The following is a 17,660-nucleotide window of genomic DNA, read 5'->3' as shown; positions in this document are numbered from 1 at the left end:
ATGAGCAAGAATACCTTTACCATGCCCCTCGGGCCCGTCCATGTGGCCCTGGAGGAGCCGGTTTACTTCCGCCTCGAGGTGGAGGGCGAGACCATCCGCAATGTGGACCTCACCTCCGGCCATGTGCATCGCGGCATGGAGGCGCTGGCCCAGCAGCGCAACCTTGTCAAGAACGTTACCCTCACAGAGCGCGTGTGCTCGCTCTGCTCCAACAGCCATTCCTTCACCTACTGCATGGCCGTGGAGAACGCGCTCGGCATGAGCATCCCGCCCAGGGCGCGCTATTTGCGCGTGCTCGCCGAAGAGATCAAGCGCGTGGCCTCGCACCTTTTCAACACGGCCATCCAGGCGCATATCATCGGCTTCAAGTCGCTCTTCATGCACGTCATGGAAGTGCGCGAGATCATACAGGACGTGAAGGAGACGGTCTACGGCAACCGCATGAACCTGGCCTCCAACTGCCTCGGCGGCGTCAAGTGCGACGTGGACCCGAAGCTGCTCGAATACATCCTCTCCCAGATCGCCAAGATGGAGCCGCAGGTGGAGGAGATCCGCGACATCTACAACACCAACCACAATGTGGTCACGCGCACCAAGGGCATCGGCCTCCTCCCCAAGGAGGACGCCATCCGCCTCGGCGTGGTCGGACCGGTGGCGCGCGGCTCCGGCGTGATGAACGACGTGCGCAAGGAATCGCCCTACGCCGCCTATCCCGACCTTGAGTTCAAGTCCATCATCAAGGACGGCTGCGATGTGCACACCCGCACCCAGGTGCGCCTCGACGAGATCTTCGAGTCGTTCGGGCTCATCCGCCAGTGCTGCGAGCGGATGCCCGAGGGCCCAGTCACCTGCGCCATGAACCCCATCCCGGTGACGCAGGCCACGGCCCGCAGCGAGGCGCCGCGCGGCGAGGTGTTCTACTACATCCGCACCAACGGCTCGGAAACGCCCGAACGCCTCAAGTGGCGCGTGCCTTCCTACATGAACTGGGAGTCGCTGGGCGTCATGATGCGCGATTGCGCGGTGGCGGACGTGGCGCTGATCACCAACAGCATCGACCCCTGCGTGTCCTGCACGGAGCGCTAGGGCTTATGGATATTCCGGCGCGTCGTCCCGTGGTCACGCAGGCCAGAGCAGGCCACGGGGCGCATGCCCCGACGAGGGGGCGGCGCGCCCGTGCATGAGGCGAGCCTTGTCCAGGGCCTGCTCGGCCTGGCCCTGAAGTCGGTCGCGGAGCACAATGCCGCCCACCCGGAGCAGCGCATCGCCCGCATCGAGGAACTCGTCTGCGAGATGGGGCTCATCGCTTGTGTGGAGCCCCGCACGCTCGAGGCCTGTTTTGAGCTTTTCGCCGAGGGCACTGCAGCCGAGGGCGCCAAGCTGACCCTCGAAACCGCGCCCCTGGCTTGCCGCTGCGAAGACTGCGGCCATGCGTTTGAATTGCGGCAACGCCACTTCGCCTGCCCCGAGTGCGGCGGCGAAAACATCCATTTCAGCGGCGGGCACGGGCTGACGCTCCAGTCCCTGCGCGTCGATACCGAGGAAGCGCACCATGATTGAACACATCCGCGTCACTCCCGAAAAATGCCGCGCCTGCCGCCGCTGCGAGGTGGCCTGCATCGCCGCCCACCACAACATGAGCTTCAAGGAGGCCATGAAGCACCGTGACACACTCGTCGCGCGCGTGCAGGTGATCAAGGCGGAAGGGCTCAAGACCACGGTGCGCTGCCACCAGTGCCAGCCCGCGCCCTGCTGCAATGTCTGTCCCACCGGCGCGCTCCAGCAGGAGGAGGACGGCCGCATCCTCTTCAATGAAGAACTCTGCATCGCCTGCCAGATGTGCATCAAGTCCTGCCCCTACGGCACCATCTCCATGGACGCCGCGGCCCAGGAAGTTCCCGCCGCCGAAGGTGAGGAGGCCCCGGCCCTGGTGGCGCCGGGCCGCGAAGTGGCCGTGCGTTGCGACATGTGCCACGCCTGGCGCATGGAGAACGGCAAGAAGATCACGGCCTGCATGGAGGCCTGTCCCGTGCAGGCGCTCTCCATGGTGATGCCGGACGGCACCATCGTGGAGCCGCCCATGCCGGAAAAGAAGGCCGTGAGCGCCAAGAAGGAAGGCGAGACCGCGGAGGCCAAGCCGGCAGCCGCCAAGGCGCCCGCCGAAACGTCGGCTCAGGCCTGACGCCAAGGCTGCAAAAATATCAAAAGGCCGTGCCCCGCATGGGGGCACGGCCTTTTCTTTGGTTATCCCTCACACCGCCATTCCGCCTAGAGCGAAACGGAAGACGGGTGCTGCGGCGGGAAGAATCTTAAAAATAAGATTTTTTGCTGCTGGCAAGGAAGACAAAATTGCGCTAGCCGTTGGCGAGCCTACGAGGCTTACGGATAGCGACAGTGGCATCGTTGGTTGACCCCCACGGTAACTAACTGCTGTCATCATCCGTAGCTTCCTGCGTCGCAACGGCTGAAGCAAGGCTGTTTTTGACGGATAATTTCGGCATTATCCGCGCAGCACAGACGCACCAACCAAGCAGCAATCAAGCTCTACTGCGCGGCGTGCTTCTCCTCGCCGCCCTCGCCGGCGGCATGGGCGCGCAAGGAGGCCCAGAGCGGTTGCGCCGTGCCCCTGCCGGAGAAAATCTCCTCAGGCGTGGCGGCCAGCGCCTGCGGCAGCACCTCGTCCACATGCTCCACGAACACGAGCTCCAGGTCACGCAGCACCTCGTCCGGCACTTCCTTGAGGTCTTTTTCATTGTCCGCGGGCATGATGACCTTTTTGATGCCGCTGCGGCGGGCAGCGAGCAGCTTCTCGCGCAGGCCGCCGATGGGCAGCACTCGGCCGCGCAGCGAGATCTCGCCGGTCATGGCCACATCGTTGCGCACCGGGATGCCGAGCAGGGCCGAGGTGATGGACGTGGCGAGCGTGATGCCCGCCGAGGGGCCGTCCTTGGGCGTGGCGCCGGCCGGCACATGCACATGGATGTCCACCTTGCGGTGAAAACGCGGCTCGAGGCCGAGGCTTTCCGCGCGCGAGCGCACATAGGAGAGGGCGGCCTTGGCCGATTCCTGCATGACCTCGCCGAGCTGGCCTGTGGTCACCACCTGGCCCGAACCGCTCATGAGGCTCGTCTCCACCAGCAATATCTCGCCGCCGCGCTGGTTGTAGGCAAGGCCCGCGCACACACCCACCTGCGGCTCGGCCTCGCGCTCCTCGTGGCGGTATTTCTTCACGCCGAGCAGGGAGGGCAGGCTCTGGGTCGAGACCTGCACCGTGCGCTCGAGGTCGTTCTCCTCCACGAGGCGGATGGCCGTCTTGCGGCAGAGGGCGGCTATCTCGCGCTCGAGGTTGCGCACCCCGGCCTCGCGCGTGTAGCCGCGGATGATCTCCATGAGCGCGTTTTCCGAAACGCGCAGGTTTTCCGGCTTCAGGCCGTGCTCCTCGAGCTGGCGCGGGATGAGGAACTGGCGCGCGATGTGGCGCTTCTCCGTCTCAAGGTAGCTCGAGAGCTCGATGATCTCCATCCTGTCCAGCAGCGGCCCGGGGATGCCGTGCAGCGAGTTGGCCGTGGTGATGAAGAAGATCTTGGAGAGGTCGTACTCGAGGTCGAGGTAATGGTCCATGAAGGTGTTGTTCTGCTCCGGGTCCAGCACCTCCAGAAGTGCCGCGGCCGGGTCGCCCCGATAGTCCGAGGTGAGCTTGTCCACCTCGTCGAGGCAGAAGAGCGGGTTATTGTATTTCACCCGCTTGAGGGACTGGATGATCTTGCCCGGGAGCGCCCCCACATAGGTGCGCCGGTGCCCGCGGATCTCGGCCTCGTCGCGCACGCCGCCCAAAGAGAGGCGCACGAAGTCGCGCCCCGTGGCCCGGGCCACGGACTTGGCGAGCGAGGTCTTGCCCACGCCGGGGGGACCGACGAAGCAAAGGATGGGCCCCTTGAGGCCGTGCGAGAGCTTCTGCACGGCGAGATATTCGAGGATGCGCTCCTTGGGGCGCTCCAGCCCGTAGTGGTCGCCGTCAAGAATGGCGCGGGCCTTCTCGATGTCGATGTCGATCTGCTTCAGGTCGTTCCAGGGCAGGTCGAGGATCCAGTCCACATAGTTGCGCACCACCGTGTATTCGGCGGCGGCCGGCGGCATGGAACGCAGCTTCTTGACCTCGGCGAGGGCCTTTTCGCGCGCCTCCTCGGGCATGTCGCGGGCCTTGAGGCGTTCTTCCAGCTCGGCCACCTCGGCCTGCGGGTCGTCCTCGCGGCCCATCTCCTTGTTAATGGCCTTGATCTGCTCGGTGAGGTAGTATTCGCGCTGGTTGCGCTCCATCTGCACCTTGACGCGGTTCTTGATGCGCTTTTCCACCGTGGAGAGCGCCACCTCGCCCTGAAGATACTCATAGGCCCGCTCGAGGCGCTGGGTCACGTCGGAGAGCTCCAGCACCTCCTGCTTCTTGCGGTAGTCCAGCTTGAGCTGCGGCATCACCGCATCGGCGAGGGGGCCCGGCTCCTGCAGGGCCAGCATGGCGAGGATGGCCTCCTGCGAGATCTTCTTGTTGTTCTTGCCGTATTCCTCCAGCGCCTCGTGCACGGCGCGCACCAGCGCCTCCCTTTCCTCGGGGCGGCTCTGGCTTTCGGGCACGCGGCGCACGAAGGCCACGGAATACTGGCCGCGCTCGCGCAGCTCCTGCCAGGTGGCGCGGTACAGCCCCTCGAAGAGCACCTTGATGGTGCCGTCGGGCAGGCGCAGTATCTGGAGGATCTTGCTCACCACGCCCACGGGCGAAAGGTCGCCGGCGTCGGGCTTTTCCAGCCCGGCCTCGCGCTGGGCCACGAGGAAGATCTGCTTGCTGTAGGTGGCGTGCGCGGCCTCGATGGCCTTGATGGAAGCCTCCCGGCCCACGAAGAGGGGCATGATGGACCGCGGGAACATGACCACTTCCCGCAGGGGCATGACCGGCAGTTCCTCAATGGCGCTTCCGCGCGCTTCATCCGACATGGCGTTCTCCATAATGGCAGGGCCGGCGGTCAGGAGGCGTCCCGGGCGCCCTCGATGGCGCGGGGCTCGCCGTTTTCGCCATAGAGCAGGACAGGCTCCTTGCCCTTCTCGATGACCGCCCGGTTGATGACGCACTCCCGCACGTTGGGGAGCGAAGGCAGCCGGTACATGATGTCGAGCATGATCTTTTCCATCACGTTGCGCAGCCCGCGCGCGCCGGTCTTGCGCTCGATGGCGCGCCTGGCGATGGACTTGAGCGCATTGGGCGTGAAGCGGAGGCTCACGTTGTCGAGCTCAAAGAGCTTCTGGTACTGGCGCACCAGCGCGTTCTTGGGCTCGGTGAGGATGCGCACGAGGTCGGGTTCGTCCAGCTCGTCCACATGGGTGATGATAGGGATGCGGCCCACGAATTCGGGGATGAGGCCGAACTTGACGAGGTCCTGCGGATGAATCTTTTCCAAAAGCTCCGAAAGGGGCATCTCCTTGGTGGAGCGCACCTTGGCGCCGAAGCCCATGGAGGCGCCCTGCACGCGCGACTCCACGATCTTGTCGAGGCCCACGAAAGCACCACCCACGATGAACAGGATATTGCTCGTGTCCATGCGGATGAATTCCTGCTGCGGATGCTTGCGGCCGCCCTTGGGCGGGATGTTGGCCTCGGTGCCCTCGATGATTTTCAGCAGGGCCTGCTGCACGCCCTCGCCGGACACGTCGCGCGTGATGGAGGGGCCGTCGCCCTTGCGCGAGATCTTGTCGATCTCGTCGATATAGATGATGCCCTTGCTCGCGGCCTCGATGTCGTAGTCCGCGTTCTGGAGAAGCTGGACGAGGATGTTTTCCACGTCCTCGCCCACATAGCCCGCCTCGGTGAGGGTGGTGGCGTCCGCTATGGCGAAGGGCACGCGCAGCACGCGCGCGAGTGTCTTGGCGAGCAGGGTCTTGCCGCTGCCCGAGGGGCCGACCAGCAGGATATTGCTTTTTTCAAGCTCCACGTCCTGGCCCAGAGCCTCGGCGCAGAACACGCGCTTGTAGTGGTTGTGCACGGCCACGGCGAGGATCTTCTTGGCCTCGTCCTGGCCGATGACATACTCGTCGAGGCGCTCCTTGATTTCCTGCGGCGTGAGCAGGCGCTCCTCGCTGTCCGCGCTCTCCATCCTGTCGCGGGCGATGATCTCGCCGCAGGCCTTGACGCAGTTGTCGCAGATGCTGGCGCCGTCCTGGACGATGAGGTTGCGCACCTCCAGCTCGCTGCGCCCGCAGAAGGAGCAGCGCAGAGGCTCGTTGACCGGGTTTTTCGTACTCATGCCTTGTTATCCTTGGCAGCGTCGCGGCGGGAAACCAGGACCTTGTCGATGATGCCGAAGTCCCTGGCTTCCTCCGGAGTCAAAAAGTTGTCCCGCTCCGTGGCCTGCACGACCTCCTCATAGGGGCGGCCGGTATTCTCGGCGAGGATGCGGTTGAGCTTTTCCTTGAGGCGGAGGATCTCGCGGGCGTGGATCTCCACATCCGTGGCCTGCCCGCGAAAGCCGCCCGAAGGCTGGTGGATCATCACCTGGCTGTTGGGGAGTGCAAATCGCATGCCGGGTTCGCCCGCGGCCAGCAGAAAGGCGCCCATGCTCGCCGCGAGGCCCATGCACACCGTGGAGACCGGCGCGGTGATATAGCGCATGGTGTCATAAATGGCGAGGCCGGCCGTCACCGAGCCGCCGGGCGAATTGATGTACAGGCTAATCTCCTTTTCCGGGTCCTGCGACTCCAGGAAGAGCAGCTGGGCGCAGATGAGCGAGGCCACGGTGTCGTTGACCTCGGTGCCCAGAAGCACGATGCGGTCCTTGAGCAGGCGGGAATAAATATCATAGGCGCGTTCGGAGCGGCCTGTGGTTTCAATGACCATGGGAATGAGCGACATGGCGTGCCTCTTCGTGTCTGCGGCCGGAGGCTTCCGGCCGCGCTTGGGGCTTTTGGAAAGGGGCGCGCGGCCCGAAAACACAGGCCGCGCACCGAAACAAGGCATGGCGCCACGGGGCGCCGGGGGATCACTCGGCGGCAGGGGCGTCCATCTTTTCCGCGGCTGCCTCGGGAGCACCCGCGGGGGCCTTGTCCGCAGCTTCGTCGGCAGCCTTGGCGCCAGCCGCACTATCGGCCGCCGGCACTTCCTTCACCTTGGCCTTGGCGTAGATGCGGTCCATGGCCTTGTCGGCCAGGAGGCGGTCACGGAGGAGGAAGATGAGGCCGCTGCGCTCGTACTCCTGCTGGAGCGTCTTGAAATCCTGGCCGCTGCGGAGGCTGTTCTGGTAGATCTGGGCGAGCACTTCCTGGTCGCTGACCTCAAGGCCCTCCTTCTTGGCGATGGCGAGCAGGAGGACAAGGCTGCGCGTGGCCTCCTCGGCCTGGGGCAGGAGCTCCTTGCGCAGTTCCTCCTCGCTCTTGCCGAGGGAGTCCAGGCGCTTGCCCTGGCGCTCGAGCCGCACGGCGAGGTCGGTCATGAGGGTGCGCATGTCCGCCTCGAGCATGGCCTCCGGCAGGGGGAAGTCCACCATCTTGAGCAGGCTGTCGAGAAGCTTTTTCTGCGCCGCGCCCTTGTGCAGGCGCTCGCGCGTCTTGACATAGCTGTCGGTGATGGCGGCCTTGAGCTTCTCCACATTCTCCTGCCCCATCTGCTTGGCGAGCTCGTCGTCGAGCGCCGGAAGCTGGCGCTCCTTGACGGCATGCACCTTAACCTTCATGGTCACGGTCTTGCCGGCGAGGTCATGGGCCACGAAATCCGCGGGGAAGGTGATCTCGGCCTCGCCCTCTTCGCCCGGGCGGATGGTCTTGACCAGGGCCTCGAAATCCTCCAGCGCCTCGCGCTCGCCAAGGGCCAAGTCAAAACCCTCGGCCTTGACGCCGGGCACGGGCGCGCCGTTCTCGAAAGCCTCGAAATCGATATTGGCGACCTGGCCGTCCACGGGCGGCGCCGTACCGTCCACGGGCACCAGCTTCGAGCGGTCGCGCCGGATGCGCTCGATGACTTCCGCCACCTCGGCGTCGTCCACGCCCACGGCCTCCTGCTCCACCTCAAGCCCCTCGTAGGGCGGCAGCTCAAAGGTGGGGAGGACTTCAAACTCCATGGTGTAGGCATAGCCCTTGCCACGCTCGAGCGGGGCCTCGGCGCCGTTGACGGTAATGCCCGAGACCGGCTGCACGCCGAGCTTCTGCATCACCTCGTTGATATGCACATTGATGAGGTCCTGCCGGGCCTCGTCATAAATGCGGTCATGGAAACGCTGTTCCACCACCGAAGGGGGAACCTTGCCCTTGCGAAAACCGTCCATCTGGACGGAATCCTTGTACAGGGCCACAGCGCCGAGAATGGCGGCCTCCGCCTCCTGCGGCTCGATGGTGATGCTCACCTTTTTCTTGACCGGGGAAATGTCTTCGACGCTGTATTCCACAAGGGGCTCCTTTGGTTTCTGGCCGGTGTCGGCAGTGGTGCGAAGGGGGGGACTTGAACCCCCATGCCCGAAGGCGCTGGATTCTAAGTCCAGTGCGTCTGCCAGTTCCGCCACCCTCGCAAATCGGGGAAATTTAGCATGGACGCCGGCAGCCCGCAAGCCGCGCGGCCCGGGTGTGGCCGGGCATGGCCGCGCTTTCCGGCCGTTATCAATATAAGGCCGAAGCCCGCAATGGCAAGCGCGGGGCCGTGGGAAGTGGGCCCGGGCGCGCTGCGGCGGGGGCGCCGCCTTCCCGGCACAGTTCGCGGGGCAAGAAAAAGGGGGCCCTGCGGCCCCCGGAAGTGTCGGTTGCATGAGCCCGGAGAGCGGGCCTTCGCTACGCGGCGGGCTTGGCCTCCGCGGGGGCGGGCGCCGTGCGCGAGAACTCGATGATGGCCATGGGCGCATTGTCGCCCTTGCGGCGCGTGGCCAGCTTGAGCACGCGCGTATAACCGCCGGGCACCTCGGCGAAGATGGGGCCCACCTCGTCAAACAGGTGCTTGACGAGGGCATGGTCGTTGAGCACGCGGTAGGCCAGGCGGCGCGCGTGCAGGTCATTGCGCTTGGCAAGGGTGATGAGCGGCTCCACGACGCGGCGCAGGTCCTTGGCCTTCATCTCGGTGGTGCGGATCTTGCCATGAATGAGCAGCGCCTTGGCGAGATTCTGCAACATGGCCTTGCGGTGCGAGGGCGTCCGCGAGAATTTTCTGCCGGAATTGCTATGCCTCATTTTGCTGCTTCCTTTTCCATTCCTGGTACTTCTTGTCGAAGCCGTCCACCTTCATGCCGAAATCGAGCCCCATGTCCAGGAGGACGCTCTTGATCTCGTCCAAGGATTTACGGCCAAAGTTCTTGGTCTTGAGCATCTCGCTCTCGGAGCGCTGCACGAGCTCGCCCACGGTGGCGATATTGGCGCTGCGCAGGCAGTTGGTGGCGCGCACGGAGAGCTCGAGGTCGTCGATACTCTTGAAGAGATGCTCGTTGAGCTCGCTGTTGTCGCCCACGCCGAGGTGCATGTCGCCCGAGACGCGCTCGTCAAAGTTGATGAAGACCGAGATCTGGTCCTTGATGATCTTGGCGCTGTAGGCCACGGCGTCCTCGGGCGTGAGTGAGCCGTCCGTCCAGACCTCGAGGATGAGCTTGTCGTAGTTGGTCATCTGGCCGACGCGCGCCTGCTCCACCGTGTAGGCCACCTTGCGCACGGGCGAAAAGCTGGAGTCCAGCTTGATGAGGCCTATCTCCTCGGCGAGGCCGTCGTGCATGTCGGCGGGCACATAGCCCTTGCCCATGCGGGCCTCCAGCTCCATTTCCAGCGGGATGTCCTCGGTGAGGGTGGCGATGTGCAGGTCAGGGTTCAGCACTTCCACATGCTGGTTGGCCTGGATCAGGGCCGCGGTGACATTGCCCTTCTTGTCGGCGCGCAGGGTGAGGCGCTGGGGCTCGTCCGTATCCATGCGCAGGCGCACCTGCTTCAGGTTGAGCACCACGTCGGTCACGTCTTCCAGAACGCCGTGGATGGTGGTGAACTCGTGCTGCACACCGTTGATGCGCACGGCCACGAAGGCCGCGCCCTGAAGCGACGCCAGAAGCACGCGGCGCATGGCATTGCCGATGGTGGTGCCGTAACCGCGCTCCAGCGGCTCGCAGATGAATTTTGCGTATGTGGCGCTTGCGTTTTCCTCATCGCGCAGGATCTGCTCGGGCTTGACGAGCTCCGACCAGTTGCGGGCGTTGATGAGGCGTTCGCCCTGTTTGATAAGCATGCGGCCCCCGGCTTATTTCGAATAAAGTTCGACGATGAGCTGCTCGTTGACGGGGAACTGGATATCGTCACGCTGCGGGAGCGCCTTGACCGTCCCCTTGAAGGCCGCGCCGTCCGCCTCAAGCCAGACGGGGCAGCCACGGCGCGCCACGGCCTCCTGGGCCACGGCCAGCGCGGGGATCTTGCGGTTCTTTTCCGGCACCTCGATGACATCGCCCACGCGCACCTGCAGCGAGGGAATGTTCACCTTGCGGCCGTTGAGCGTGAACAGCCCGTGGCGCACCATCTGCCGGGCCTGATCGCGGGAGCTTGCGAAGCCCAGGCGGTAGACCACGTTGTCGAGCCGGCGCTCCAGCGTGACCAGCAGGTTGGTGCCGGTGACGCCGCGGTGCATCTCGGCCTTTTCAAAATAGCCGCGGAACTGGCGCTCCAGCACGCCGTAGGCGCGCCGCGTCTTCTGCTTTTCGCGCAACTGGACGGCATATTCGCTGACCTTCTTGCGCGCGCGGCCGTGCTGGCCCGGGGCGTAGGGGCGGCGCTCATAGGCGCACTTGTCGGTGAAGCAGCGGTCGCCCTTGAGGAAAAGCTTGCAGCCCTCGCGGCGGCAGAGACGGCATTTGGCTTCCGTATATTTGGCCATGGATAGTTCCTCTTCGTTGGTTCGGCGCGGTGGAGCTCCGCGAAACTACACGCGCCGGCGCTTGGGCGGACGGCAGCCGTTGTGCGGGATGGGCGTGACATCACGGATGAAGGCGACGCGGAAGCCGGCGGCGGCGATGGCGCGCATGGCGGCCTCACGGCCGGAGCCCGGGCCCTTCACATAGACGCCCACGGTGCGCATGCCGTTTTCCTGCGCCTTGCGGGCGGCAGTTTCGGCGGCCACCTGGGCGGCGAAGGGGGTGGACTTGCGCGAGCCCTTGAAGCCGCTCTGCCCGGCCGACGCCCAGGAAATGGCGTTGCCGCGCGTGTCCGTGAAGGTGATGATGGTATTGTTGAACGAGGCCTGGATGTGGGCGATGCCCAGAGGCACGTTCTTCCTTTCCTTTTTCTTGACCGCTTTCTTGGGTCTTGCCATGACTGTCCCTCAAGTTGGCTGGATGGAGGAGCCGATTACTTTTTCTTGCCCACGGCGCCGCGGCGCGGCCCCTTGCGCGTGCGCGCATTGGTGTGGGTGCGCTGCCCGTGGACCGGGAGCCCGCGGCGGTGCCGCAGGCCGCGATAGCAGCCGATGTCCATAAGCCGCTTGATATTGCCCGAAACCTCGCGGCGCAGGTCGCCTTCCACCTTGTAGTGCTGCTCGAGCTCCTTGCGGATCTCGTTGACCTCGTCGGCGGAGAGATCGTCAATATTGCGCTCCCAGTTGACCCCGGTGGTGTCCAGGATCTTCAGGGCAGTGGTACGGCCGATGCCGTAGATGTAGGTAAGCGCAATGTCCACCCTTTTGCCGCGCGGCAAATCAACACCTGCTATTCTCGCCACAATCGTTCTCCTGCCCTAGCCCTGGCGCTGCTTGTGCCGGGGGTTTTCGCAGATGACTCGAAGCACTCCCTTGCGCCGGATGACTTTGCACTTGGGGCATATTTTCTTGACGGACGGTCTGACTTTCATCTCGCTACTCCACATGGCGTATGCCGATTTCGCCGAAAAACGGGGCCCGCGCCAACGCCGCAGGGGCGCGCGCCGCTCCGTCTGGCAAGAGCGGAAATCTTTAGCCGTGTTGTGCCAACTTGTCAAGCGGCAATGGTGTGCCGGTTGAGCCCCCTGTCGGAAATGCTCAGGATCTTCGGGCCGTCGGGCGTGATGGCGACGCTGTGCTCAAAATGCGCGGCCCATTTGCCGTCCTTGGTGACAGCCGTCCACTTGTCCTCGAGGATGTCCACCTCGTGCGTGCCCAAGGTCACCATGGGCTCGATGGCGATGACCATGCCGCTGTGCAGGGTGAGCCCGGGGCTCGCCGGCCGGAAATTGGGCACCTCGGGCTTCTCGTGCATCTTCGCGCCCACGCCGTGGCCCACGAAGCGGCGCACCACGCCGAGGCCGGCGGCCTCCACATGCTTCTGGATGGCGGCGCCGATGGCGTACACGTCATTGCCCGGGCGCGCCTGCTCGATGCCCACATAGAGGCTTTCCTCGGTGACGCGCATGAGGCGCCGGGCCTCGTCGCTCACCCGGCCCACCGGGTAGGTGCGCGCAGCATCGCCCACGAAGCCTTCAAACACCACGCCCATGTCCACGCTCACGATGTCCCCCTCCTCAAGCGGCCGGTCGGAGGGGAAGCCGTGCACCACCTGCTCGTTCACCGAGCAGCAGGTGGCGAAGGGATAGCCGCAATAGCCGAGAAAGGCGGGCTTGACCTTGTAATCCGCGCACATGTCGCGCGCGAGCTCTTCAAACTGCTTCGTGGTCACGCCCGGGGCCACCAAATCGCCCACCGCGTCGAGGACATTGGCCACCATGCGGTTGGCCTCGCGCAGGCAGGCGATCTCGCGGTCGTTCTTGATATAGGCGCCGTGGTACTTTTTCATCGCCCCACCGCCGGCCCTAGGCCCGGCCGCTCCTGCGGGCCTTTTGCATCAGGCCCTGGTACTGGCTGGAGATCATGTGGGATTCCACCTGGTTCATGAAGTCCATGGCGACGCCCACCAGAATAAGCAGGCTCGTGCCCCCGAAATAGAACGGCACGTTGAAGTTGCGGATAAGCAGCATGGGCATGAGGCACACGAGCGAGATATACACCGCGCCCGAGAGCGTGAGCCTTGAGAGCACGTTGTCGATATATTCCGCGGTCTTTTCGCCGGGCCGGATGCCGGGGATGAAGCCGCCGGCCTTCTTCAGGTTCTCGGCCATTTCCTTGGGGTCGAAGATGATGGCCGTGTAGAAGTAGCAGAAGAAGAACATCAGCGCCACATAGAGCGCATTGTACATGAGCCCGTTGGGCGAGAAGAACTCGGCCGCGCGGCGCACATACTCATTGCCGGAGAACTGGCCCACCGTGGCCGGGAAGAGCAAAAGCGACGAGGCGAAGATGGGCGGGATGACACCGGCGGTATTGAGCCTGAGCGGCAGGTGCGAGCTCTGGCCGCCGAACATCTTGCGGCCCACCTGTCGCTTGGCGTAGCTGATGGGGATGCGCCGCTGCGCGCGCTCCACAAAGACGATGCACACCGTCACCGCGGCCATGAACACGAGGATGACAATGGCCATGAAGATGCTCATGTCGCCGGCCTCGATGAGCGCGAAGGACTGGATGATGCCGCGCGGGATGCCGACCACGATGCCGCAGAAGATGATGAGCGAGATGCCGTTGCCGATGCCGCGCTCGGTGATCTGCTCGCCGAGCCACATGACGAGCACCGAGCCCGCAGTGAAGGTGATCATGGTGACGATGCGGAATTCCCAGCCGGGATGGAGCACCACCGGCGTGCCGGCCGGGCTCGTCATGTTCTCGAGGCCCACGGCGATGCCGAGGCCCTGCACCAGGGTGATGAGCACCGTGAGGTAACGGGTGTACTGCGTTATCTTGCGCCGGCCGGCCTGGCCCTCCTCGCGGGCCATGCGCTTGATGTCCGGGCTGACCACCTGCAAGAGCTGCATGATGATGGACGCCGAGATGTACGGCATGACGCCGAGCGCGAACACGGAGACGTTGGACAGGCCGCCGCCGGAGAACATGTCGAAAAGGCTGAACAGCGTTCCGGCCATGCTGTCGAAGAAGGAAGCCAGGGCGGATGCGTTCACGCCCGGGATCGGCACATGGACGCCGATCCGGTAGCAGCACAGGATGAGGAAGGTCCAGCCCAGGCGTTTCGCCAGGGCCGGCTGGCCCGCCATCGTATTTGCCGTTCCCGTTGCCATGCAAGACTCGTTCTCGTTTGCGCCGCCCCGCAGGGGCGCGCGTGGAGCGGATGTGCTTTACTGTGAGCAAAAGCCGCGGGCGCCGCGGCCCGGGACAGCCGAACTGCCCAGCTGCGCCGCGCCAGATGGGACAAGACGCGCAAGCGCATCACAGCCCTCCGGGGGCCGTGATGCCGCAGCCTTGCGCGTCAGATCCCGAAGCCCTGGCTATTTCGCTTCAACTTCTTCCGTAACTTCTTCCACCACTTCCGGGGCCTCGGTGAGCACTTCCACAAGAAGCTCGTTCACCTTGCCCCCGGCCTTCTGGATCTTCTCCACGGCGGCGCGGCTGAAGCGGTGGGCCTCGATGTTCATGGGCGCGGTGATGTCGCCGCGGGAGAGCACCTTGACGAGGGAGCCGCCCTTGACGAGCCGGCGCGCATAGATGTCTTCCAGCGTGATGTCCGTCTTGCCCGGGAAGGCCTCGGCCAGCGTGTCAAGGTTCACCACATCGTAGCGGATCTTGAACAGGGCGTTCTTGAAGCCGTGCTTGGGGAGCCTGCGCTGGAGCGGCATCTGGCCGCCTTCAAAGCCGGGGCGCACGCCGCCGCCGGAGCGGGCGTTCTGGCCCTTGTGCCCGCGGCCGGAAGTGCCGCCGAGGCCGGAGCCCTGGCCGCGGCCCACCCTGCGGCGCTGTTTGCGCTCTTCAGGAAAGGGATAGAGATCGTGCAGTTGCATAGTCTTCTCCTCGCGCGACCGCTAGTCCACGACGGCCACAAGATGCGGAACCTTGGCGATGATGCCCCGGATGGCCGGGGTGTCCTTGAACGTCTTGACCATCTGCATGCGCTTCAGGCCAAGGGCGTCCAACATCCTGCGCTGGTGGGGCGTGGTGCCGATGCGCGAGCGCACAAGCTTGACTTTGATTTCGGCCATGGTCACTTCCTCGGGGCTTCGAGCTTCATGCCGCGCAGGTCGGAGACCTCGGCGGCGCTGCGCAGGGCTTCGAGGCCCTGCATGGTGGCGCGCAGCACATTGTGGGGATTGTTGGTGCCGATGGCCTTGGCGAGCACGTCGCGCACCCCCACGGCCTCCATGACCGCGCGCACGGCGCCGCCGGCGATGATGCCGGTGCCCTCGCTTGCGGGCTTCAGCATGACGCGCCCGGCGCCGAAGCGGCCCAGCACCTCATAGGGCAAGGTGCCCTCCAGCAGGGGGATGCGCACGCGGTTCTTGCGGGCGCGCTCCGTGGCCTTGCGCAGGGCCTCGGGCACTTCCTGGGCCTTGCCGAGGCCGTAGCCCACGCCGCCCTTGCCGTCGCCCACGACCACGAGGGCGCTGAAGCTGAAACGCCGGCCGCCCTTGACCACCTTGGCCACGCGGTTGAGGGAGACGATCTTTTCGATTTCGCCCAGCTCGTTCTGCTGGGCATCGCTGTTGCTCGAGTTTTCCTGACGCATATCAGAACTCCAGGCCGCCTTCGCGGGCGCCGTCGGCCACGGCCTTGATGCGGCCGTGATAAATGTAGCCGTTGCGATCGAATACCACCTTGCTGATATTCTTTTCCTTGGCCAGGCGGGCGATCTCCTTGCCCACGCGCTCGGCGCCCTCCTTGTTGCAGTGCAGGCCAGGCTCGCTCTTGGAGAGGGCGAGCGTGGAAGCGGAGACAAGGGTCGCGCCTTCGAGGTCGTTCACGATCTGGGCGTAGATATGCATGTTCGACCGGAAGACCACAAGCCGGGGGCGTTCCGCCGTGCCGCGCACCTTTTTGCGGATGCGGATCTTGCGGCGCTGCCGGGATTCGTTCTTGCTTACGTTCATAGAGAGCCCCTACTTCTTGCCGCCGGACTTGCCCACCTTGCGGCGGATGGTCTCGGTCACGTACTTGATGCCCTTGCCCTTGTAGGGTTCGGGCTTGCGGATGCGGCGGATGCGGGCGGCAGTCTCGCCCACAAGCTCCTTGTCCACCCCGGAAAGGGTGAGCACCTGCCCCTCGACCGCGGCCTTGATGCCGTCGGGGAGATCCACGATGACAGGATGCGAGTAGCCCACGGCAAGCTCCACCACATTACCCTTGACGGCAACGCGGTAGCCCACGCCGATGACCTCCAGCGCCTTGGAAAAGCCCTTGGTCACGCCCTCGATGCAGTTGGCGAGCAGGGTGCGGCGAAGGCCGTGCTGGGCGCGGCTTTCGCGCGTTTCTTCGCGGCGCGTCAGGGTGACGTGGCCGTCAGAAAGCTCATAGTTGAGCAGCGGGGAGACGGGCGTCGAGAGCGTGCCCTTGGGCCCCTTCACTTCCACAACATCCGTCCCGATCTTGACCTCAACGCCGGCCGGGACGGGAACGGGCAATTTGCCTATGCGAGACATATGACACCGCCTACCAGATTTCGCACAGAAGTTCGCCGCCCACCTTCTTTTCCTGGGCGGTAGCGCCGTCCATGACACCGCTGGACGTGGAGAGAATGCAAATGCCGAGGCCGTTCTGCACCCTGGGAATCTGGCGCGAGTTCACATAGACACGCCGGCCAGGCGTGCTCACGCGCTTCAGGCCCGTGATGACGGGGCGCCCCTTCTGGTACTTGAGGGTAATGGTGATGACGTCGCCGTCCACGGCCACATCTTCGACGTAACCTTCCTGCTTGAGGATGGCGGCGAGGGCCTCCTTCATCTTCGAGCGCGGCACATTCACTTCCTTGTGCAGGGCCAAATGTGCGTTGCGGATGCGCGTCAGCATATCCGCAATGGGATCTGTCAGCATCGAAAGCTCCTGAGGTTGTGTCCGCGGGGTTCGCGGCCCCATGCCGCCACTTCCCGCGGGGCGAAACGCGAAAGCTCCCGCCCGGAAAGGCTCGCCAGCCGGCTTACCAGCTGGACTTGCGCACCCCGGGGAGTTCGCCCTTGAGGGCCAGGTTGCGGAAGCAGATGCGGCAGACGCCGAACGGGCGCATGAAGGCGCGCGGGCGGCCGCAGAGCGGGCAACGGTTATAGGCGCGGGCGCTGAACTTGGGCTTGCGCCGGGCCTTCACTTCCAGCGAAGTACGGGACATGGCGTTCTCCTATTTGCGGAAGGGCATGCCAAGCTTGTCGAGGAGGAACTTGCCCTCCTTGTCGGTGTTGGCCGAGGTGACGATGGTGATGTTCATGCCCTTGGGGTTTTCAACGCGGTCGATCTCGAGCTCGGGGAAGATGGTGTGCTCCTTGACGCCGAGCGTGAAGTTGCCGCGCCCGTCAAAGCCGCGGTCGGGGATGCCGCGGAAGTCGCGCACCCGGGGCAGGGCAAAGTTCATGAGCTTGTCGAGGAAGTCCCACATGCGGTCCTTGCGCAGGGTGACGCGGGCGCCGATGGGCATGCCCTCGCGGAGCTTGAAGGCGGCGATGGACTTCTTGGCGCGCGTGATCACGGCCTTCTGGCCCGCGATGGCGGAGAGCTCGTTGACGGCCTCCTCCATGAGCTTGTTGTTCTGCGTGGCGGCGCCAAGGCCGATGTTCAGGGAGATCTTCTCGATCCCGGGAAGCTGCATGGGGGAGGTGTAATTGAACTCCTTTTGCAGCTCCGGGACCACCTTCTCCTGATATATCTTTTCAAGGCGTGTCATCGTTTC

23 protein-coding genes and 1 tRNA gene are annotated in these 17,660 nt (G+C 64.7%); 3 read left to right on the top strand and 21 right to left on the bottom strand.

Translation table 11 applies throughout. The features are described 5' to 3' along the window. The 3 genes from G7Y54_RS00830 to G7Y54_RS00820 all read left to right on the top strand — a co-directional run bounded on the left by G7Y54_RS00830 (window position 1) and on the right by G7Y54_RS00820 (window position 2,182). The gene (locus G7Y54_RS00830; RefSeq protein ID WP_165075677.1) at window positions 1–1,086 is read left to right on the top strand and encodes a nickel-dependent hydrogenase large subunit; all 1,086 of its coding nucleotides are present in this window, start codon (window positions 1–3) and stop codon (window positions 1,084–1,086) included. A 90-nt stretch (window positions 1,087–1,176) separates the two neighbouring features. Continuing rightward, entirely contained in the window at window positions 1,177–1,560 is a 384-nt protein-coding gene (hypA, locus tag G7Y54_RS00825) for a hydrogenase maturation nickel metallochaperone HypA (protein ID WP_165077903.1), read from the top strand. Then, window positions 1,553–2,182, top strand: a complete 630-nt coding sequence (locus G7Y54_RS00820) for a 4Fe-4S dicluster domain-containing protein (protein WP_165075674.1) — start codon at window positions 1,553–1,555, stop codon at window positions 2,180–2,182. Before hypA ends, G7Y54_RS00820 begins: the two co-directional genes overlap by 8 nt. Window positions 2,183–2,544: 362 nt before the next feature. Here G7Y54_RS00820 and lon read toward each other — a convergent pair whose 3' ends face one another. The 21 genes from lon to rplE all read right to left on the bottom strand — a co-directional run bounded on the left by lon (window position 2,545) and on the right by rplE (window position 17,654). After that, entirely contained in the window at window positions 2,545–4,986 is a 2,442-nt protein-coding gene (lon, locus tag G7Y54_RS00815) for an endopeptidase La (protein WP_165075669.1), read from the bottom strand. A 29-nt stretch (window positions 4,987–5,015) separates the two neighbouring features. Next, window positions 5,016–6,290, bottom strand: coding sequence for an ATP-dependent Clp protease ATP-binding subunit ClpX (gene clpX / locus G7Y54_RS00810; protein ID WP_165075665.1), 1,275 nt, complete (start codon window positions 6,288–6,290; stop codon window positions 5,016–5,018). Beyond that, window positions 6,287–6,895, bottom strand: coding sequence for an ATP-dependent Clp endopeptidase proteolytic subunit ClpP (gene clpP, locus G7Y54_RS00805; protein ID WP_165075662.1), 609 nt, complete (start codon window positions 6,893–6,895; stop codon window positions 6,287–6,289). Before clpP ends, clpX begins: the two co-directional genes overlap by 4 nt. 127 nt (window positions 6,896–7,022) lie before the next feature. Next, complete coding sequence (gene tig / locus G7Y54_RS00800) at window positions 7,023–8,420, bottom strand: trigger factor (RefSeq protein ID WP_165075657.1); 1,398 nt, start codon at window positions 8,418–8,420, stop codon at window positions 7,023–7,025. A gap of 35 nt (window positions 8,421–8,455) precedes the next feature. Next, window positions 8,456–8,540 (bottom strand) — tRNA-Leu (locus G7Y54_RS00795). 256 nt (window positions 8,541–8,796) lie between these two features. Continuing rightward, window positions 8,797–9,189 carry a 50S ribosomal protein L17 gene (rplQ, locus tag G7Y54_RS00790; RefSeq protein ID WP_165075654.1) on the bottom strand — a complete coding sequence of 131 codons (393 nt, stop codon included), beginning with the start codon at window positions 9,187–9,189 and terminating at the stop codon, window positions 8,797–8,799. Next, window positions 9,179–10,222 (bottom strand): DNA-directed RNA polymerase subunit alpha, encoded by a 1,044-nt coding sequence (locus G7Y54_RS00785; protein WP_165075650.1) that lies wholly within the window; start codon window positions 10,220–10,222, stop codon window positions 9,179–9,181. Before G7Y54_RS00785 ends, rplQ begins: the two co-directional genes overlap by 11 nt. Before the next feature lie 12 nt (window positions 10,223–10,234). Continuing rightward, entirely contained in the window at window positions 10,235–10,861 is a 627-nt protein-coding gene (rpsD, locus tag G7Y54_RS00780) for a 30S ribosomal protein S4 (protein ID WP_165075646.1), read from the bottom strand. A 45-nt stretch (window positions 10,862–10,906) separates the two neighbouring features. Beyond that, window positions 10,907–11,296: a 30S ribosomal protein S11 gene (gene rpsK / locus G7Y54_RS00775; RefSeq protein ID WP_165075628.1), complete on the bottom strand. Its 390-nt coding sequence runs from the start codon at window positions 11,294–11,296 to the stop codon at window positions 10,907–10,909. A 35-nt stretch (window positions 11,297–11,331) separates the two neighbouring features. Beyond that, window positions 11,332–11,700, bottom strand: a complete 369-nt coding sequence (rpsM, locus tag G7Y54_RS00770; RefSeq protein WP_165075625.1) for a 30S ribosomal protein S13 — start codon at window positions 11,698–11,700, stop codon at window positions 11,332–11,334. Between the two features lie 15 nt (window positions 11,701–11,715). Then, on the bottom strand, window positions 11,716–11,829 hold the full coding sequence (gene rpmJ, locus G7Y54_RS00765; protein ID WP_005027799.1) for a 50S ribosomal protein L36: 114 nt from the start codon (window positions 11,827–11,829) through the stop codon (window positions 11,716–11,718). Window positions 11,830–11,951: 122 nt separating this feature from the next. Then, window positions 11,952–12,746 (bottom strand): type I methionyl aminopeptidase, encoded by a 795-nt coding sequence (gene map, locus G7Y54_RS00760; protein ID WP_165075622.1) that lies wholly within the window; start codon window positions 12,744–12,746, stop codon window positions 11,952–11,954. Between the two features lie 16 nt (window positions 12,747–12,762). Then, window positions 12,763–14,076: a preprotein translocase subunit SecY gene (gene secY, locus G7Y54_RS00755; protein WP_165075619.1), complete on the bottom strand. Its 1,314-nt coding sequence runs from the start codon at window positions 14,074–14,076 to the stop codon at window positions 12,763–12,765. A gap of 207 nt (window positions 14,077–14,283) precedes the next feature. Further along, window positions 14,284–14,793 carry a 50S ribosomal protein L15 gene (rplO, locus tag G7Y54_RS00750; RefSeq protein WP_165075616.1) on the bottom strand — a complete coding sequence of 170 codons (510 nt, stop codon included), beginning with the start codon at window positions 14,791–14,793 and terminating at the stop codon, window positions 14,284–14,286. 21 nt (window positions 14,794–14,814) lie between these two features. Continuing rightward, entirely contained in the window at window positions 14,815–14,991 is a 177-nt protein-coding gene (gene rpmD, locus G7Y54_RS00745) for a 50S ribosomal protein L30 (RefSeq protein WP_165075613.1), read from the bottom strand. Between the two features lie 2 nt (window positions 14,992–14,993). After that, window positions 14,994–15,515, bottom strand: a complete 522-nt coding sequence (gene rpsE / locus G7Y54_RS00740; protein ID WP_165075610.1) for a 30S ribosomal protein S5 — start codon at window positions 15,513–15,515, stop codon at window positions 14,994–14,996. A 1-nt stretch (window position 15,516) separates the two neighbouring features. After that, entirely contained in the window at window positions 15,517–15,876 is a 360-nt protein-coding gene (gene rplR / locus G7Y54_RS00735; protein WP_165075607.1) for a 50S ribosomal protein L18, read from the bottom strand. Window positions 15,877–15,885: 9 nt separating this feature from the next. Continuing rightward, window positions 15,886–16,425, bottom strand: a complete 540-nt coding sequence (rplF, locus tag G7Y54_RS00730; RefSeq protein WP_165075604.1) for a 50S ribosomal protein L6 — start codon at window positions 16,423–16,425, stop codon at window positions 15,886–15,888. A 10-nt stretch (window positions 16,426–16,435) separates the two neighbouring features. Next, the gene (gene rpsH / locus G7Y54_RS00725; protein ID WP_165075601.1) at window positions 16,436–16,816 is read right to left on the bottom strand and encodes a 30S ribosomal protein S8; all 381 of its coding nucleotides are present in this window, start codon (window positions 16,814–16,816) and stop codon (window positions 16,436–16,438) included. 103 nt (window positions 16,817–16,919) lie between these two features. Next, on the bottom strand, window positions 16,920–17,105 hold the full coding sequence (locus G7Y54_RS00720; RefSeq protein ID WP_165075598.1) for a type Z 30S ribosomal protein S14: 186 nt from the start codon (window positions 17,103–17,105) through the stop codon (window positions 16,920–16,922). Window positions 17,106–17,114: 9 nt separating this feature from the next. Then, window positions 17,115–17,654, bottom strand: a complete 540-nt coding sequence (rplE, locus tag G7Y54_RS00715) for a 50S ribosomal protein L5 (RefSeq protein WP_165075595.1) — start codon at window positions 17,652–17,654, stop codon at window positions 17,115–17,117. Window positions 17,655–17,660: the final 6 nt, after the last annotated feature.

This window comes from Desulfovibrio sp. ZJ746, assembly GCF_011039155.1.
GTDB lineage: Bacteria > Desulfobacterota > Desulfovibrionia > Desulfovibrionales > Desulfovibrionaceae > Desulfovibrio.
The sequence above is the reverse complement of the archived record's forward strand: the minus strand, read 5'-3'. Positions and strand labels throughout refer to the sequence as shown.

What these genes read in the sequence shown, in the direction of transcription:
- G7Y54_RS00830 (WP_165075677.1), top strand. Translation starts at nt 1, where the DNA reads ATGAGCAAGAATACCTTTACCATGCCCCTCGGGCCCGTCCATGTGGCC.
- G7Y54_RS00820 (WP_165075674.1), top strand. Translation starts at nt 1,553, where the DNA reads ATGATTGAACACATCCGCGTCACTCCCGAAAAATGCCGCGCCTGCCGC.
- lon (WP_165075669.1), bottom strand. Translation starts at nt 4,986, where the DNA reads ATGTCGGATGAAGCGCGCGGAAGCGCCATTGAGGAACTGCCGGTCATG.
- clpX (WP_165075665.1), bottom strand. Translation starts at nt 6,290, where the DNA reads ATGAGTACGAAAAACCCGGTCAACGAGCCTCTGCGCTGCTCCTTCTGC.
- clpP (WP_165075662.1), bottom strand. Translation starts at nt 6,895, where the DNA reads ATGTCGCTCATTCCCATGGTCATTGAAACCACAGGCCGCTCCGAACGC.
- rplQ (WP_165075654.1), bottom strand. Translation starts at nt 9,189, where the DNA reads ATGAGGCATAGCAATTCCGGCAGAAAATTCTCGCGGACGCCCTCGCAC.
- G7Y54_RS00785 (WP_165075650.1), bottom strand. Translation starts at nt 10,222, where the DNA reads ATGCTTATCAAACAGGGCGAACGCCTCATCAACGCCCGCAACTGGTCG.
- rpsD (WP_165075646.1), bottom strand. Translation starts at nt 10,861, where the DNA reads ATGGCCAAATATACGGAAGCCAAATGCCGTCTCTGCCGCCGCGAGGGC.
- rpsK (WP_165075628.1), bottom strand. Translation starts at nt 11,296, where the DNA reads ATGGCAAGACCCAAGAAAGCGGTCAAGAAAAAGGAAAGGAAGAACGTG.
- rpmJ (WP_005027799.1), bottom strand. Translation starts at nt 11,829, where the DNA reads ATGAAAGTCAGACCGTCCGTCAAGAAAATATGCCCCAAGTGCAAAGTC.
- map (WP_165075622.1), bottom strand. Translation starts at nt 12,746, where the DNA reads ATGAAAAAGTACCACGGCGCCTATATCAAGAACGACCGCGAGATCGCC.
- secY (WP_165075619.1), bottom strand. Translation starts at nt 14,076, where the DNA reads ATGGCAACGGGAACGGCAAATACGATGGCGGGCCAGCCGGCCCTGGCG.
- rplO (WP_165075616.1), bottom strand. Translation starts at nt 14,793, where the DNA reads ATGCAACTGCACGATCTCTATCCCTTTCCTGAAGAGCGCAAACAGCGC.
- rpmD (WP_165075613.1), bottom strand. Translation starts at nt 14,991, where the DNA reads ATGGCCGAAATCAAAGTCAAGCTTGTGCGCTCGCGCATCGGCACCACG.
- rpsE (WP_165075610.1), bottom strand. Translation starts at nt 15,515, where the DNA reads ATGCGTCAGGAAAACTCGAGCAACAGCGATGCCCAGCAGAACGAGCTG.
- rplR (WP_165075607.1), bottom strand. Translation starts at nt 15,876, where the DNA reads ATGAACGTAAGCAAGAACGAATCCCGGCAGCGCCGCAAGATCCGCATC.
- rplF (WP_165075604.1), bottom strand. Translation starts at nt 16,425, where the DNA reads ATGTCTCGCATAGGCAAATTGCCCGTTCCCGTCCCGGCCGGCGTTGAG.
- rpsH (WP_165075601.1), bottom strand. Translation starts at nt 16,816, where the DNA reads ATGCTGACAGATCCCATTGCGGATATGCTGACGCGCATCCGCAACGCA.
- G7Y54_RS00720 (WP_165075598.1), bottom strand. Translation starts at nt 17,105, where the DNA reads ATGTCCCGTACTTCGCTGGAAGTGAAGGCCCGGCGCAAGCCCAAGTTC.
- rplE (WP_165075595.1), bottom strand. Translation starts at nt 17,654, where the DNA reads ATGACACGCCTTGAAAAGATATATCAGGAGAAGGTGGTCCCGGAGCTG.